Source organism: Skermanella sp. TT6, from assembly GCF_016653635.2.
In the GTDB taxonomy this organism is placed as follows: domain Bacteria; phylum Pseudomonadota; class Alphaproteobacteria; order Azospirillales; family Azospirillaceae; genus Skermanella; species Skermanella cutis.
In genome coordinates this window covers 56,112-71,359 of the sequence record NZ_CP067424.1, presented here as the reverse complement: position 1 = coordinate 71,359, position 15,248 = coordinate 56,112, and the positions used below count along the sequence as shown (strand labels likewise).

The following is a 15,248-nucleotide window of genomic DNA, read 5'->3' as shown; positions in this document are numbered from 1 at the left end:
CTTTTCCCCTCTCCATCGGTGAAGCCTGCGCCCTGGCGAACGACATCGAACTTGAGATGGCAACCGATGACCAGCTCATCGCCGCCGGTATCATCGCCGCGCATTGCCCCTTCGGCCTACATCGCCATGTTGACCGCCCTCGGCCTGTCCATGGACGAAGCCCGGCCGGATTGGCGGGCCGAGGTCAAGGACCGGCTCCGCGCCTTCCGCCGAGCCGTAGCAACCGCCCTTGTTGCCGCGGAGTGATGGGCATGGTCAGCAACAATCACCCTCTCCTGAACCTCGGCGGCAAAGCCCAACTCGGCAACTATGCCGCCCTCCCCGGCACCGGCCCGTCCGGATCAACTTGCCGCCATTGCCAGCACGTCGTCACCGCCGGCAAGGCGTCCACCTGCGGCAGTCGGTCTGCTCACCGTTGGGCCTGGATGCTTCACAATTGCTGCGATCCGGATCAGCTTTTCATGCTCCACCAATGCGACAACCGCCGCTGCGGCAACCCGCGCCATCTGCGGACCGGAACCCAGCGCGCGAACCTCCTAGATGCCTGGAGCAAAAACCGGCCTATCGTGGCCGCGCCCGGCGAGGACCATCCGAACGCCAAGTTGACCGTCGAGGCTGTCCGCGAGATCCGGGGCACCGCAAGCTGCACGGCCCAGCTTGCGGAGAAGTTCGGCGTGACGATGGGGCCCATTCAGAACGCGCGTCGAGGCGATACATGGCGACACGTCGAGTAGTAGTGCGCTGCACAATCGGCTCTTTCGATACATGATCCACACGCCTATGGGTCATGTATCGGCCGATGCGTTAAGTTGCCGAAGCAAGTAATTTCAGCGGAACGACTATCATGGCGACGAAAACCGGCACGGCTCGGAACGATACTCTATGGGGCACGTCATCCGCCGACCTCATGACCGGCGGCGCCGGCGACGACTATCTGAACGGCCAGGGCGGCAACGACCGCATGCGCGGTGACGATGGCAACGACAAGCTGGATGGCGGATCCGGCAACGACACCATCAACGGCAGCAACGGGATCGACGCGGTGTTCGGCGGTGCCGGTGACGATTATCTTCACGGCGATGCCGGCGACGACTACGTGGACGGCGGCATTGGCAATGACGCCATCTCCGGCGGTCTGGGCAATGACCGGCTCCGCGGCGGCGATGGCAATGACAGGTTCGATCTCTCCGGCCTAGACAATGACGACGTGCGCGGGGGCAACGGCAACGACCTCATGACCATCGAGACCGGCGGCTTGGTGCGTGAAGCCTCGGGGTTCTATTTCGGCGACGCCGGGAACGATACGCTGAACTTCCACATGCATGGCGTCCAGATCACCTCGTGGGACGGCGAAGGGGTGCCAGCCACGGTGTCGGTCGTTGGCGAATACATGGGGCAGGCCGGGACCATCGGTTACACCGACCAAATCTCCGAGTTCGTCCAGATCGGCGAAATCGCCGGCTTCGAGCGGTTCACGGCCATCGACGGAACACAGCTCCGGTACAGCGGCGGTGACAAGGCCGCCACAGTGATAGCTGCCGACGGTGATGATGTTCTCCGGTCAGGATCGCTTGGGGACACCTTCGACGGCGGCGCCGGCCGCGATCAGTTCTTCATGGACTACGGAAAAGGCATTGATCGGCTGGTCAATTTCGACGCGGCCGAAGACGTGATCGTGACCGAGATGTGGGGGGATAGCCAGGGCGACCCCATCGCCAACCGGACCATCACCGAGGCCAACGGCCATACTATCGTCAAGACCACCAGCTTTTCCGGCACGGTGCTGCACACCCTCGACATCGACGCCGTGGGATTGCCGCGCGACGTGTTCAAGGATGGCTTCTCGTGGGATGGCTTCCAGTCCTGATCCCTGCCCTTCCCTGTCCGGTCCGCGGCGTCATGTTGCGGGCCGTTGTCGCGTGGGCCGGCGAAGGGCATCATCAGGCACTCGGCTGTATCGGAGAGGGATATGGGGTGGCGTTTTCGGAAGTCGGTCAAGGTGTTCCCCGGAGTTCGGGTCAACCTGGACCGTGACGGCATCAGCAGCGTGTCGGCCGGCGGGCGCGGCGCCAGAGCCTCGGTCGGCAAGCGGGGCGTCCGGCAAACGGTCAGCCTGCCCGGCTCCGGCCTCTCTTACAGGGTCGGAAGGCCCAACCGTGCGGAATCGTACGGTAAGGAACCGGATTTTCAGCCAAATTTCTCCTTCAGCCTGCGCACGCCGATGGATTGACCATCACTAGCTGAATTGTGCGGCGACATTGCGGGAAATCATGGCGGGCATGTGGGATTTCCCGTGCTTTGGTCCGGCCCGCGACCATCTTTCCCGCAGTAAACGGGCTCCGATCGTGGGGGGTCACAGTGCGGGAAATACAAACGTCGGCGGCGGAGCCGCCGTGGCTGGCCGAGTTCCGAGACACTCTGCGGCGCGCCCGCATCACGCCTGACGCAAGCTGCTTCCAGTCACCATATCTGTCTCTGTGCTTGGCCTCTGAGCGCTTCGCCGCCGCTTGGGAGCCGGCACCACGATAGTGCGGGAAATACGCTACCGTACGATTCCGCGCGGTTGGGCCTTCCGGCCCTTACAGCACCTTCGAGGCGCACAAGCCCGCCCAAGCGCAGCGATCGACCGCCGGCCAGTGGATCAAGACCCTCATCATGATCCCCGTGACGGCGATCATGCTTATCGTGGCGTTCTTCACCATTACCACCTGGCTGAACTACTTGGTCAGGTAGCCGAGGCGGCCATCGAGCCGCCGACCAAGCCATCAACGGTCGAGGTCAAGGCCGTTCGCGGGGAACCAAATGCGCAGCATTTGGGCGGAACGGTCTTGACCCCCACAAGCCCAATACCCTCATGGCTTCCCTCTGGTTGCTCCAGCAACCAGAGGGAATGCCTGCCCGGCGAGGGCTCTTTCTTCCTTTGCTCTGAGAGATCGTTCTTTCTGGCACGCGTGAATACGTGCTTTCTATCTTGCGGGATGTAACGCAGGCGTGCTCTGACGCATTCGTGCTTCCTAGCGGACCTCGTCCACTTTCTCGAACAGCTTCTCCAACAGTTCGACCTGGGAGATGCCCAGCTTTGCCGCGGCGATCTTGAAGTCGCGCCGGAAGGTCCGCTCGACCCGGAAGTTCAGCGGCGTGTCCCGGATCGGTGCGCCGCTGCCGGGCAGGGTGCCCAGGGTGTCGGTCGCGGCCGGCGGCAGTCCCTTGTCACGCTTGGATGGCGGTGGCGGTGCAACACCCATTTCTCAATCCTCCCCGATGAAATCGACGACAGCTTTGGCCACAGCCTCGGCCTTGGTTCGGAGGCTCGGGTGCAGGGCTTCAGACCCCGCTTTTCCCTGGTCGTGGGAGTCCCGGTAGCCGGTGCGCTCGGGCCAGGGCGCCTCCAGGCAGCGGTAGCCGGCGCCTTCGATGTACTGGCGGGCCGAGGCAATCTCCTTGTCGGAGTCACCTGTGCGGCAAAGCACGAAAGCAAGATTGCGTGCTTGCACGCCTGCATTCACCAGCTCGTGGGCCAGCCTGACCGAGGGGCGCAGGTCATCGAGCGCCAGGCCGGTGGGCAACAGAACCTTGTTGCTGGCCCTGGCCATGTCCTGGCTCAGTTTATCGGCAAAGCCCCGGCCGTCCATGACGAGCATGTCGGCGGCCTTGGCACCCTGGAGCGCCTTGTCCACACTGGCATAGCCCTGCACCTCGATCGCAGGCTCGATGCCGGCAGCCAAGCGCCTGGCTCCCCACTCCGTCGTGGTCATCTGCTTCAGGTCGAAATCCGCGACCCGCACAGCCCAGCCGCTCGCCGCATATTCGCGGGCGACCAGCCGGGCGATCGAACTCTTGCCGACGCCTCCCTTCTGGGAGATCGCGCTCACAACAATCATGGCCCCCTCAACAACGTTTGCACGCTTGCACGATAATGTTTCGTAACGCTTGCGTGTTTTAACGTAACGACGAAAGCGCGCATGCGTCAAGATGAGGATTATGATGATGGAGCCCGCGATGATCGACCACCTCGGCGCCCTCGGCGCCGACCTGGAGCACATCGGCACCGAGGGCGCCGGCGATGGTCGCGTTGCAGGCTATCGCGTCGATGGAGACCGTCGCTCCCGTCAGGCCGCCGTTGGCCGCCAGACGCTCGACCAGGACCGGGATCGCCGTGATCTCATTGGATTTGTCGCTGACCGCTTCCTGGCCGAGCACCAGACGGGCGGTGGTGGCGAAAGCTGACACCAGATGCACCGGCGCCTGGCCGTGGTTTCGGTCGTGACTGCGCCGCGACGTCTTGCCGTCGATGGCCACGAAGTCGGGCCGATCGGGCCAGGTCTCGCGCACCCACGTGCTGAAACAGCTCGAAAACAGCCCGGGATCAATCCGGTTCATCAGCAGCGTCAGCCAGCGGCCACCCGGCACGCCGTGATGATAGGGCAGTATCTCCCGGAGGAACGCCAAGTGCGCTGCCCCCCAGGCGGCGATATGATCGTAGTCGTCGCAATCCGCGATCGTGCCGCACACCACCAGCAACAGCACTTCCGGCAACGGGTGCGCCACCCGCCACGGCTCGCGGGGTCGTCGATCGCCGAGAAATGGTCAAGCAGGGCACGAAGGCGCGATTTCTCGCCTAAAACCGAAGCGGGCTCGGGCATCAGGGTCTCCAAATCAAGGCAACCCAGAGAATCACGCCTAACGCAAGCCGTAAACCGCCGTTAACCCGAGTTCGGAGCCCTGCTACCCGGCACCACAACATTGCGGGAAATATGCTACCGTACGATTCTGCACGGTTGGGCCTTTCAGCCCTTCCGGGCGACGACACGCGGCGGTGTTTCCCCTCAGGGATCGCGTTGACCGCGGCGGAGCACGCGCCTGATCGCCGCCTCGGCCCGTTGGGGTGTCCGGAACGTCCGGCCCTCCAGGACCGCGGTCGCAGGTTCCGTCGCGAAGAACCGGTACGCGTCATTGCCGTCCAGGAGCAGGATACCTGCCGCGCTGCCGTCGACCTCCAGAATGCACCGATCCAGTTCGAGGCGATCCTTGTCCATGTCCGTCTCCCTTGCGCGCCGCTGACACCGAATATATTCGGGCCGACGGGAGTTTCTCCCGACCGGCCAGGGGCGCAGCGACAATGCTTTATACCCAGAGGCTGGCTGCAGCCACGCCCGGCAGTGGATTTCCATCCGTCATTGACGGGACTGCGGCGCTCCGGCTCCGGCACGTGAGCCGCATCTAAGTCCGCTACGCCCGCCAACAGGGCCGACAACAATAGGGCAAAGTTGGGTTCCCATTGGAGGCGGAGCCAGTCCCACCGGCCGTGCCGAACTGAACAGATGTTGCTCCCGGAGACAGCGCCGGCGGAGCGCCCGCAGAGCTGTGCCGGAACCCGGGTAATGGGCCGGTCAGGCGGTGTTCTGTCAGGCTGATTGAGTGACCTCAACGCCGTCATGGAATGCATCGTTCGTGAGAGCGCCAGCACCTTGCGCTTTGGAAAAACGCTCGGTCAGCATTGCCGATGGCAATGCCTGTCCAAGGACTGCGAGGGCAGCTCCCCGCATCATGCCACAGCGGCTCGTTCAGCCGAACTGAAACCGCTTGCCCTCTCCCTGACTTCTAAAACGGGCAGTTAACCAATAAACAATCAATTCTCGTCAAATTCTCCGTGGAGGTTGCTCGGCAAGGCGGAGGACGATGGAGCAGGCAGATCTATGGGGCGGGCAGGCGATGGTGCGGATCGCAGCGGAGGGCCTGCAGCCGACGCCGCCGTACTTTACGGTATGGTATACTTACTATAGCAGCCAGCTGCCCGACCTGTCCCGGGTGGTCGACCGGTTGGCCGCGACCGGGCAGCCCTTCACGCCGGCCGAGCTGGACGCGCTATGGCAACGCTTCTTCAGCTACGACCGCGAGCAGAAGGTGGTCCGCGACACCGGTGAGCGCATCCAGGGAGCACTGGCCCAGCTGATCGACCTGCTGCGCTCGGCCGGGGTCGATGCCGGCCGCTATGTCGGGACCTTGCGCCAGTTCAGCGCCCGCCTCGACATTCCGGAGCTGGAGCCGCTGCGCTCCCTGCTCGATGTCATAGTGACCGAGACCGAACTCGTCGCCCGGCTCAACCAGGAACTGGAAGGCCGGATCCAGGCCACCGCGGCCGAGATGGAAGAGCTGCGCCGCAGCCTCGACGGCGAGCGGCGGGAGGCCGATACCGATGCCCTGACCGGTCTGTTCAACCGCCGCCGGTTCGATGCCGTGCTCTACGAGACGGTCAGCCAGGCGGCGCTGAGCGGCCAGCCGGTCTCCCTGCTGATGCTCGACATCGACCACTTCAAGAAGGTCAACGACAGCCACAGCCATGCCGTGGGCGATCAGGTCCTGGCGCTGGTGGCGCGCTCGAGATGGCGGAGAAGATCCGCCGGGCGATTGCCTCCCGGCAGATCGTCAACCGGTCACAGAACCGGACGCTCGGCACGATCACGTTGTCGATCGGGGCGGCACAGCTCGTGCCGGACGAGACACCGGCGGCTCTCATCGAGCGCGCCGACCGCGGGCTCTACGCGGCCAAGCATGCCGGACGCAACCGCGTGGTGGCCGTCCAGGATGCAGGCATCCGCGAGCCGGACAGCTGACACCGTTCGGTCATCCAGCACCGGCATCCGAGACGTCTGACCAGGCCAACACTGGCCAGTTCCACCCTTTTTCCGGCGGCGGGTAGTCCGGCCGCGTCTTACGCTCACGGGAGCAGATCACCATGTCCTATCTCCAGCGCCTGTCGATTGCCCACCGCCTGTACCTGCTGATCGCCGTCGCCCTGCTCGGCGTGGTCGGCTTCGCGCTCGCCGAGCTGGCGCAGATCCGCTCGGAACTGACGCGCGCCAGCCATGCCCGGCTGCGCAGCTTGGGCGAAACCGCCCTGGCGGTCGCCGCCCACTACCACGCGCTCAGCATCGCGGGAACCCTGCCCGAGGCCGAGGCCAAGGCCGCCGCCGCCGCTGCCGTCGGCGCGATGCGCTACAGCGGTTCCGAATACTTCTGGATCAACGACATAACGCCGGTCATGGTGATGCACCCGACCCGGCCGGAGCTCAACGGCAAGAACCTGTCGGAGCTGAAGGACCCCACCGGCAAGCGGCTGTTCGTCGAGTTCGTCGACACCGCGCGGCGCCAGGGCAGCGGCATCGTCGAGTACCAGTGGCCCAAGCCGGGCAGCGACACGCCGGTCGGGAAAGCCTCGTTCGTGGCCCGCTTCGCGCCCTGGGACTGGGTGATCGGCACCGGCGTCTATACCGACGACCTGGCGGTCCAGTTCCGCACCGAGGCGATCCGGATGCTGTCGATCGCGGCTGTCGTGGTGGCGCTGATCGCTGCCATCGCCCTGCTGATCGGCCGCGGTGTCCGCCCCCTGGGCGCGATGACGGCGGCGATGCGCCGGTTGGCCGAGGGCGACACCGCCATCACGATCCCGGCCCAGGGGCAGCGAGACGAGATCGGCGCCATGGCCGCCGCCGTCGCGGTGTTCCGGGACAATGCGCTGTCGCGCGCCCGGCTCGAGGCGGAACAGGCCGCCGGCCAGGCGGTACGGGAACGGCGCACCGCCGCCATGGAGGAGTTGATCCGGACCTTCGACCGTACCGTGGGCGGCGTGCTTGGCGGCGTCGCCTCGGCCGCTTCGGAACTCGGCGGCACCGCCGAGAGTATGGCCTCGCTCGCCGAACAGACCAACCGGCAGGCAGCACTGTCGGCCGCGACGGCCGAACAGACTTCGGCCAATGTCCAGACCGTGGCGGCGGCGACCGAGGAGATGGCGGCCTCGAGCCAGGAGATCGGCCGTCAGGTCGGCCGCTCCACCGGCATCGCCGAGCAGGCGACGCTGGAGGCCCAGGCGGCCACCGCATCGGTGCGCGGTCTGGCGGATGCCACCGGGCGGATCAGCGAGGTGGTCGGGCTGATCCAGTCGATCGCCAGCCAGACCAACCTGCTGGCGCTCAACGCCACGATCGAGGCGGCGCGCGCCGGTGAGGCCGGCAAGGGTTTCGCGGTCGTGGCTTCCGAGGTCAAGGCGCTGGCCAACCAGACCAGCCGGGCAACCGAGGAGATCGCCGCCCAGATCGCCGCCGTCCAGGGCGCCACCACGAGCACGGTGGGCGCCATCGAGGGCATCGGCGGCACGATCGGCACGATCAACGAGATTTCCTCGGCGATCGCCGCCGCGGTCGAGGAGCAGAACGCGACCACCGGTGAGATCGCCCGCAGCGTCGGCCAGGCGGCGCAAGGCACCGGCGAGATCAGCGCCGGCGTCCTGGAGGTCAATGACGCCGCGACCCGCACCGGTGAGGCGGCGACCCGGGTGCTGGGCGCCTCGCGGGCGCTGTCCGGCCAGGCCGAGGCGCTGCGGCGCGAGGTCGAGACTTTCCTGTCCGCCATCCGGAGCGCCTGACCATGACCCGGCCCAGGATCATCGATCTCGCCCGGGTCCGGGCGCTGCGGCGGCACGATGCCGTAACCCGGGAAATCAGGAACGCCCTCGGTTTCCTGCGGCAGGATGCAGATGCCCTGCACCGTCGGGCGACCGGGATCGCCGCCGATCTGACGGAATTCAGCGGATACCTGGATCACGTCGCCGCCGGGACTGCCGACACCGTGCGGTTCTGCCGGGCCTGCCAGGAGACCTGGAGCAACACCGACCTGGAAGCCCTGGAGCGTGCCCGTGACCGGTTGGCGGCCGATCTGGCGGCCAGGTTTCCCCGGCCGGTCGGCTTGACCGGCCGGGGTGACGATCCGTGAACCCTCTCCCCTTATCATCCGGACAGGATGGCTGCGGTGCCTCGCCACAGCCGTCTGCGATCGGGTGAGCAGGCCATTGCGAGCTGACGAGAGAACTTTCCCATGCCGACCGAAACACGCCAGCTGATCTTCACGAACGACGAAGTCATCGCGGCCATGACCTCGCACAACCGGATCGCAGTGGAGAAGCTGTTTGTCGGAACCATCGTCCAGTGCCGCCTGGCACCTGAACCAGATGTGTCGCTCCGTCTCACGATCCGCCATGAGACCACGAAGAACACCTACGATCTTGTCTTCGGCCCGGACGCCATCGAACCCGCCCTGATCCGCTACTGCCTGGAGCTGAACATCCCGCTGCCCAGGAAAGCCGCCAAGACGCTGAGTGCCTCCAGTGGATCCATCGCGATGACCATACTGCTTGAGACAAATTCATAGACAAGGTCAAAGGACCCGCCTGGAGCCTATGCGCAGGGACGCTTTCCGAGGATACTCGGAATAAGTATTTCTGCCGGAAAGAACTCTTCCTGAAGAAACATAGTAAGTTCTAATATTATCATGCTTGCGCGGCTATGTACCGTTAAAAATATCATTCTATTTTATTAAAAATAAGATTTAATTAATTTGTTATTTGAATTTTGATATTATATTTTGGGCATTTTGCATTATTAATCTACTTTTATTATCAAAATTCTTTTTTTATCTATACCTGCCGGATCGAATGCTTGTCCTTGGTTGGCTGGGATACTTCCTGCTCTGCATTGGCCGGAGCCATGATTGCGCCGGATGCCGCGATCGCTGAGACCGTGGACCAGGCTTAACTGTCCCTTCACATTTTATCTATAGTCCCCTGATCCCATTGAGACTCTTCCCCTCGAGTTCGCAGCACCGACTTTGCGGCGCGGCGGCACGGGGCCTGATCAAGGAAGGCAGACATGGGTGTTCCTGCTAGACGGGCGCTGCGTCCGGCCTGGGCGGTTGCGCTGCTCGCCGGCAGCCTGCTGAGCGTTGCGGCTGCCGCTGCGGATGATCCGGGCGACCTCAAGGCGCAGTACCGGCGGCCGAACGAGATCCCGTTCCCGGCCGACAATCCCTACAGCGACGCCAAGGCGGCGCTCGGGCACGTCCTGTTCTTCGACCCGCGCCTGTCCGGTTCCAACACCGCCTCGTGCGCCTCGTGCCACAACCCCGCGCTGGGCTGGGAAGACGGGCTGCCGGTGGCGACCGGCGACGGCGCCAAGTCGCTCGAGCGCGCCTCGCCGACCATCCTCAACCTGGCCTGGGCCGAACCGCTGATGTGGGACGGGCGCAAGGACACGCTCGAGGAGCAGGCGACCGGGCCGATCGAGGCGGCCGGCGAGATGAACCAGCCGATCGCCTCCCTGGTCGCCGAGCTGTCGGACATCCCGGCCTACCGGCGCCTGTTCCGCGAGGCCTTCGGCAGTGAGACGATCAGCGGCGCCGCCATCGCCCGGGCGCTCGCCACCTTCGAGCGCACGATCGTCAGCAACAAGGCGCCGTTCGACCGCTGGATCGAGGGCGACGAGGGCGCCATTCCGGAGGAGGCCAAACAGGGCTTCGCACTGTTCAACGGCAAGGCCAACTGCGCCGCGTGCCACTCCGGCTGGCGCTTCACCGACGACAGCTTCCACGACATCGGGCTGAACAGCGCCGATCCCGGGCGCGGCGCCCTGCTGCCGGATATCCCGGTCATGCGGCACGCCTTCAAGACACCGACGCTGCGCAACGTCGCGACGCGCGAGCCCTTCATGCACGACGGCTCGGCGGCGACCCTGCGCGACGTCATCGTCCACTACGACACCGGGTTCGTCGAGCGGCCCAGCCTGTCGCCGGAGATGCGTCGGCTCGGCCTGACGCCCGGGGAGACCGAGGCCCTGCTGGCCTTCCTGCGGACGCTGACCAGCGAGGACGATCCGATCCCCGCTCCCACCCTGCCCACCAAGGAGGCTTCCTCGTGAACACCACCACCACCGTTGCCCTGGCCATCCTTCTCGCCGCCGTTGCCGCCGTCTCGGGCACCGAAGCCCTGGCCGAGACCGCGATCGGCCAGAAAGGCAAGCAGTTCAGCCAGGACGCGATCACCGTCAAGGCCGGCGACGAGGTCACCTTCGTCAACGACGACACCATCGCCCACAACATCACCGTCAAGGACCCGAGCGGCGGCAATCGTACGGGCGAACTGCAGAAGCCCGGCACCCGGACGGACCTGGCATTCGACAAGGCCGGCGTCCACGAGGTCCGCTGCGCGATCCATCCCAAGATGAAGATGACGGTCACCGCGCAGTAGCACCGACCGGTCGCACCTTCGCAACCGCCCCGCCCGCATCACCTTCACGGAACCGAACCCCGCCATGTCGATCCGGCTCAAGATCCTGTTCGCCTGCCTGCTGATGACCGCGGTAACGGTCACTCTGGGCGTCTTCGCTCTTGCCGCCGGGCGGCAGCTCGGCCAGCTGGCCGTCCAGGTCTACGACGAGGCCTTCATGTCGGTCAGCCTGGTGCGCAGCGCCGAGACCAGGTTCACCGCCCTGCAGGGCCTGTACCTCGCCGCCGGGGCGGCGGAGCAGGCGGCCGGGGCGGTGCGCGGCAGCCTGGCCGCACCCGTCGCCCGGGACGAACCGAGCGAGCGCCAGCGGCTGATCGCGCTGGCCCGCACCGGTAGTCCGACACGGGCGGCCGGCGAGCCGGAGATCCGGGCGGAGGAAACTCCGAAGCTGGAAGCTTCCGATACTGCCGGTGAGCTGCCGGCACGCGTCGATCCCGCCGCGGTCCGGGAGCGGGTGGCGGCGATCCTGGAGGACCTGGACGTCGCGATCGAGCGCGCCATGTCCGCCGAGGGACGCGGAGCCGCCACGACGCTGCGCGGGCAGATAGAGCGGGTCGGCATCCAGGCCGACGATCCGGCGGCGATGCCGGCCCTGCTCGAGGTCGCCGCGGGCGGGTTCGAGCAGGTGGTCGAGACCTTCGCCGCCGACGGCTTCGCCTACCGCGCCCGCGCCGAGGACGAGATGGCGGACAGCCAGCGCTCGACCCTGATCGCGATCGGTTTGTCGGTCGCGGCGGCACTCCTCATCACGGCCGTGCTCAGCCGCGCCCTCGTGACGCCGCTGCGCCGGCTCACCGGCGACCTGGAGAAACTCTCGGCGGGGGAGCACGGCCACGTCATTCTCGGCGGCCACCGGCGCGACGAGATCGGCACCATGGTGCGGGTCGCCGAGGTGTTCCGCCAGGGCCTGCGCGAGGCGGAGCATCTGCGCCACCAGCAGACCGAACAGGCGGAGAGCGCCCGCCAGGCGCAGCGCCAGGCCCTGCAGGCCATGGCCGAGCGGGTCGAGAGCGAGGCCGGCGCCGCGGTCGCCCAGGTCTCGCGGCGGACCGAGGCGATGAGCCGGGAAGCGGAAGTGATGGCGCGGTCGGCGACCGGCATGACCGACAACGCCCGGACCGTCGCCAATGCCGCCCAGCAGGCGCTGGCCAACGCCCAGATGGTCTCGGCCGCGACCGAGGAACTCACCGCCTCGATCCAGGAGATCACCGGCCGGCTCGGCGAGGCCTCGAGCGTCACCCGGGAGGCCGTCGAGGCCGGCGACCGGACCGAGCGGACGATCGCCTCGCTGGCGGTCACGGTGGACCGGATCGACGAGGTCTCGACCCTGATCGCCGGCATCGCCTCGCAGACCAACCTGCTGGCGCTGAACGCCACGATCGAGGCGGCGCGCGCCGGCGAGGCGGGCAAGGGCTTCGCGGTGGTGGCGGGCGAGGTCAAGAACCTGGCGGGCCAGACGGCCAGTGCGACCGAGGAGATCGGCCGGCAGATCGCCGCGATCAAGGGCGTCACCCGGGAGGCCGTCGCCTCGGTCGCCGGCATGCGCCGCCACATCGACGCGGTGTCGGGGATCTCGTCGACCATCGCCGCGGGCATGGAGGAGCAGAGTGCCGCGACCCGCGAGATCGCGCGCAACGTGACCCAGACCGCGACGGCGGCGCACGACGTCTCCGAGCGGATCGCGGCGGTCTCGGCGGAAGCCCTGGCGACCGGCGCCACGGCGGGGCGGGTGCGGGGCGAGACCACCGAGGTCGCCGTGGCCATCCAGGAGCTGCGCCAGGTGCTGGTCCGGGTCGTGCGCACCGCCACGCCCGATGTCGATCGCCGGGCCAGCCCGCGCCACCCCGTGGACCTGGCGGCCAGGATCTCGGGGCCTGCCGGCACCGGCGAGGTGAGGGTCGCGGATCTCTCGACGACGGGAGCCCGGGTCGCGGGCAATCCGGGCCTGGACGCCGGCGATACGGGAACCCTGACCCTGGCGGCGTCGGGTGTCGCGGTCGGCTTCCGCGTCATCGACGCCGCGGCCGACGGCCTGCGGCTGGCGCTGGAGACGGCGGGGAACACGGCGTACGAGAGGCTCCTGGCCGGAATGACGGCGGGTTCGCACCGCCGACCGGATGCCGCCTGAGGCATCCGCCTGCTCGGCAGATCCTCAGGCTGCTACCCTGCTTTCCTGGACACGATCCGCAGCTCCACCGCCGTGACACCCGGATCCCCGGCGGGTGTCCGCACCGCTTCGCGCGTCAGCTCCAGCAGCTGCGCCCGCATGACGGCCAGCTGCCGGGCCGGTGCCCCGGACAGCCGCCGGGCCACCGCGTCGAGGGCCGCCACCGCCGCCGCCGTCTCGTCCATCAGCATCGAACCACTCCACCGGGTCTATGTGAGTTCCGGCCGGTAATCTGACATAGGAAGCCCTGCGGAAACCAGTGGGTTGTGTATCCGGACGTGAAATGCAAGGACGTGGTCGAGCGGCGTGTCCCTCAGTTGCCGCAACACTCCAGCACAGGGCCAAGCCATGCCGCAAGCCGCCCTCCGACGCGCCGGGCGGTTTCCTGTCCCGGGTAGCGTACGACATGGCAGGGATCGAGGTACAGGTCTGCGGCAGACCATCGCCCGGGAGCGTGCTTCAGCGGTTCACCGGGCCCCACCGCCTACGCATCGCGCAAGTGCGCAGCAAGTAACGGCACCAGCCTGGCCCCTGACGATCTACCCTGACCTGGCGGGCTCGAGACTTGCCTTGGAACAGGCGGCCAGGGACCTGTCGATGCTGCGCCGAAAACCGGCCTCCGGTTCCTCCGCGCTCGCCTCCTCGAAATACAGCGGATCGCGTTAAATCCGGATCGCTTTGGAGCGTGATGTCGCCCGGCAACGCCAAAGCAACGGCATGGATGCTTCGGATTTAGCGCACGGCACTGTAATCCGGGCCGGACGGGCCGGGCCGGACCTGCGGATCGGTCGAGCCGGAAGGGGAGGACGGGCTGAGCGTGAAGCAGCGGGCCGGGATGGTCAGCCTGACCCGCGTGCCGGCGTTCGGGTCGAATGCCAGCTCGGCCCCGATCTGCTCGGTCAGCACGTCGACGATCGCGCTCGGACCGGGGAGGTCGCCGACCGGCCGTGAAGCCTCCCCGGCCCCGGTGACGCCGACCGCGAGCTCGACGACGCCGGTCTCCTGTCGGTGGCTGAGCTGGACCCTGACCCGGCACCGGCCCACCGCACCGCTTCCAGTGACTTGGCGGAAACACGCGGCGATCAGTTCGTTGGCGATCAGACCCAGGGGTACCGCCGCCTGGATGTCGCACAGCAGCGGCTCGGCCTCGACCGTGGCCGTGACGGTGTCGGCGAACAGGTCCTCCAGCCCGGCGCAGGTCTCCCGCAGGTGGCGGCCGAAGTCGATCGCCGCCCACTGGCCGAAGCTCTTCAGCTGCTCGTGGATGCCGACCAGCACACGAACGCGCTGCGTGATCAGGTTGAACTGCTGGCGCAGGGAAGGATCGGCCCGGCCGGCTTCCAGGTTGAGCAGGGCGATGACCGTCTGGAGATTGTTGCGCACCCGGTCATGGACTTCGAGGATCAGGCGCTCGCGTTCCGCCAGGCGTTCCTCGAGGTCCCGCCGGGCTTGCCGCAGGGCCTGCTCCGCCTCGACCTGCCCGGTGACGTCGTGCTGGTAGGCGACGAAGTAGGCCAGCATGCCGACCTCGTCGAAGATCGGGCTGATGTGCAGCTGGTTCCAGAATGCCGAGCCGTCCCTGCGGTAGTTCAGCAGCCTGGCACTGAGGGGCCGCACCTCCTCGACCGCGGTGCGCACCCGGCTGCGGACCTCCCGGTCGGTTCCCGGGCCGCCGAGAAAGCGGCAGTTGCGTCCCAGGACCTCGTCACGGCCGTAGCCGGTCAGCCGCAGGAAGGCGTCGTTGGCGAAGACGATCGGGTTGTCGGGCAGGCGGGGGTCGGTGAGGAGGGTCGGCGTGTCGGAGGCCTGGACGATCGCGGCGAAGGGCCAGGTTTCCAGGCCGGGCTGCGCCTGGACCGCGCCGGGCGCTCGCGGGACGTCCTTCTGGTTCGTCATGTCAGTTCTGCCGGAACGGTTGCGGGTGTCACAGGCAGCAACAGTGCGCGGCCTGGAACGGTGTCGCCGGGG

At 66.9% G+C, this 15,248-nt stretch carries 15 protein-coding genes and 2 pseudogenes; 11 read left to right on the top strand and 6 right to left on the bottom strand.

Features of this window, described 5'->3' with window-relative positions; genetic code table 11:
* The first annotated feature begins 66 nt into the window (after nucleotides 1-66).
* The 4 genes from IGS68_RS35860 to IGS68_RS35020 all read left to right on the top strand — a co-directional run bounded on the left by IGS68_RS35860 (nucleotide 67) and on the right by IGS68_RS35020 (nucleotide 2,230).
* Entirely contained in the window at nucleotides 67-246 is a 180-nt protein-coding gene (locus tag IGS68_RS35860; protein ID WP_247881535.1) for a hypothetical protein, read from the top strand.
* Between the two features lie 5 nt (nucleotides 247-251).
* Complete coding sequence (locus tag IGS68_RS35030) at nucleotides 252-734, top strand: HNH endonuclease (protein WP_247881534.1); 483 nt, start codon at nucleotides 252-254, stop codon at nucleotides 732-734.
* A gap of 110 nt (nucleotides 735-844) precedes the next feature.
* Nucleotides 845-1,867, top strand: a complete 1,023-nt coding sequence (locus IGS68_RS35025) for a calcium-binding protein (RefSeq protein ID WP_201083854.1) — start codon at nucleotides 845-847, stop codon at nucleotides 1,865-1,867.
* A 102-nt stretch (nucleotides 1,868-1,969) separates the two neighbouring features.
* Nucleotides 1,970-2,230 (top strand): DUF4236 domain-containing protein, encoded by a 261-nt coding sequence (locus tag IGS68_RS35020; RefSeq protein ID WP_201083852.1) that lies wholly within the window; start codon nucleotides 1,970-1,972, stop codon nucleotides 2,228-2,230.
* 784 nt (nucleotides 2,231-3,014) lie between these two features.
* On the opposite strand, the gene IGS68_RS35015 is transcribed toward IGS68_RS35020, so the two are convergent.
* The 4 genes and pseudogenes from IGS68_RS35015 to IGS68_RS35000 all read right to left on the bottom strand — a co-directional run bounded on the left by IGS68_RS35015 (nucleotide 3,015) and on the right by IGS68_RS35000 (nucleotide 5,036).
* Nucleotides 3,015-3,245, bottom strand: coding sequence for a hypothetical protein (locus IGS68_RS35015; RefSeq protein ID WP_201083851.1), 231 nt, complete (start codon nucleotides 3,243-3,245; stop codon nucleotides 3,015-3,017).
* 3 nt (nucleotides 3,246-3,248) lie between these two features.
* A complete protein-coding gene (locus tag IGS68_RS35010; RefSeq protein WP_201083850.1) occupies nucleotides 3,249-3,881 on the bottom strand; it encodes a ParA family protein in 633 nt (210 codons plus the stop codon).
* 154 nt (nucleotides 3,882-4,035) lie between these two features.
* Nucleotides 4,036-4,643: pseudogene (locus IGS68_RS35005) on the bottom strand (ISAs1 family transposase); the annotation flags it as partial.
* Nucleotides 4,644-4,826: 183 nt separating this feature from the next.
* The gene (locus tag IGS68_RS35000; RefSeq protein WP_201083849.1) at nucleotides 4,827-5,036 is read right to left on the bottom strand and encodes a hypothetical protein; all 210 of its coding nucleotides are present in this window, start codon (nucleotides 5,034-5,036) and stop codon (nucleotides 4,827-4,829) included.
* Nucleotides 5,037-5,679: 643 nt separating this feature from the next.
* On the opposite strand from IGS68_RS35000, the pseudogene IGS68_RS36240 reads away from it, so the two are divergent.
* The 7 genes and pseudogenes from IGS68_RS36240 (at nucleotide 5,680) to IGS68_RS34965 (ending at nucleotide 13,241) form a co-directional block, all read left to right on the top strand.
* Nucleotides 5,680-6,614 (top strand): annotated as a pseudogene (locus tag IGS68_RS36240) (GGDEF domain-containing protein).
* A gap of 122 nt (nucleotides 6,615-6,736) precedes the next feature.
* A complete protein-coding gene (locus tag IGS68_RS34990; RefSeq protein ID WP_201083846.1) occupies nucleotides 6,737-8,422 on the top strand; it encodes a methyl-accepting chemotaxis protein in 1,686 nt (561 codons plus the stop codon).
* 2 nt (nucleotides 8,423-8,424) lie between these two features.
* Nucleotides 8,425-8,769 (top strand): hypothetical protein, encoded by a 345-nt coding sequence (locus IGS68_RS34985; protein WP_201083839.1) that lies wholly within the window; start codon nucleotides 8,425-8,427, stop codon nucleotides 8,767-8,769.
* A 102-nt stretch (nucleotides 8,770-8,871) separates the two neighbouring features.
* Complete coding sequence (locus IGS68_RS34980; protein ID WP_201083837.1) at nucleotides 8,872-9,204, top strand: hypothetical protein; 333 nt, start codon at nucleotides 8,872-8,874, stop codon at nucleotides 9,202-9,204.
* Nucleotides 9,205-9,701: 497 nt separating this feature from the next.
* Nucleotides 9,702-10,745 (top strand): cytochrome-c peroxidase, encoded by a 1,044-nt coding sequence (locus tag IGS68_RS34975; RefSeq protein ID WP_201083835.1) that lies wholly within the window; start codon nucleotides 9,702-9,704, stop codon nucleotides 10,743-10,745.
* Nucleotides 10,742-11,074: a cupredoxin domain-containing protein gene (locus IGS68_RS34970; protein WP_201083833.1), complete on the top strand. Its 333-nt coding sequence runs from the start codon at nucleotides 10,742-10,744 to the stop codon at nucleotides 11,072-11,074. The genes IGS68_RS34975 and IGS68_RS34970 overlap by 4 nt, the downstream gene beginning before the upstream one ends.
* A 64-nt stretch (nucleotides 11,075-11,138) precedes the next feature.
* The gene (locus IGS68_RS34965; RefSeq protein WP_201083819.1) at nucleotides 11,139-13,241 is read left to right on the top strand and encodes a methyl-accepting chemotaxis protein; all 2,103 of its coding nucleotides are present in this window, start codon (nucleotides 11,139-11,141) and stop codon (nucleotides 13,239-13,241) included.
* Nucleotides 13,242-13,273: 32 nt separating this feature from the next.
* On the opposite strand, the gene IGS68_RS34960 is transcribed toward IGS68_RS34965, so the two are convergent.
* Nucleotides 13,274-13,471, bottom strand: coding sequence for a hypothetical protein (locus IGS68_RS34960; protein WP_201083818.1), 198 nt, complete (start codon nucleotides 13,469-13,471; stop codon nucleotides 13,274-13,276).
* Between the two features lie 541 nt (nucleotides 13,472-14,012).
* On the bottom strand, nucleotides 14,013-15,176 hold the full coding sequence (locus IGS68_RS34955; protein ID WP_201083817.1) for a PAS domain-containing protein: 1,164 nt from the start codon (nucleotides 15,174-15,176) through the stop codon (nucleotides 14,013-14,015).
* Nucleotides 15,177-15,248: the final 72 nt, after the last annotated feature.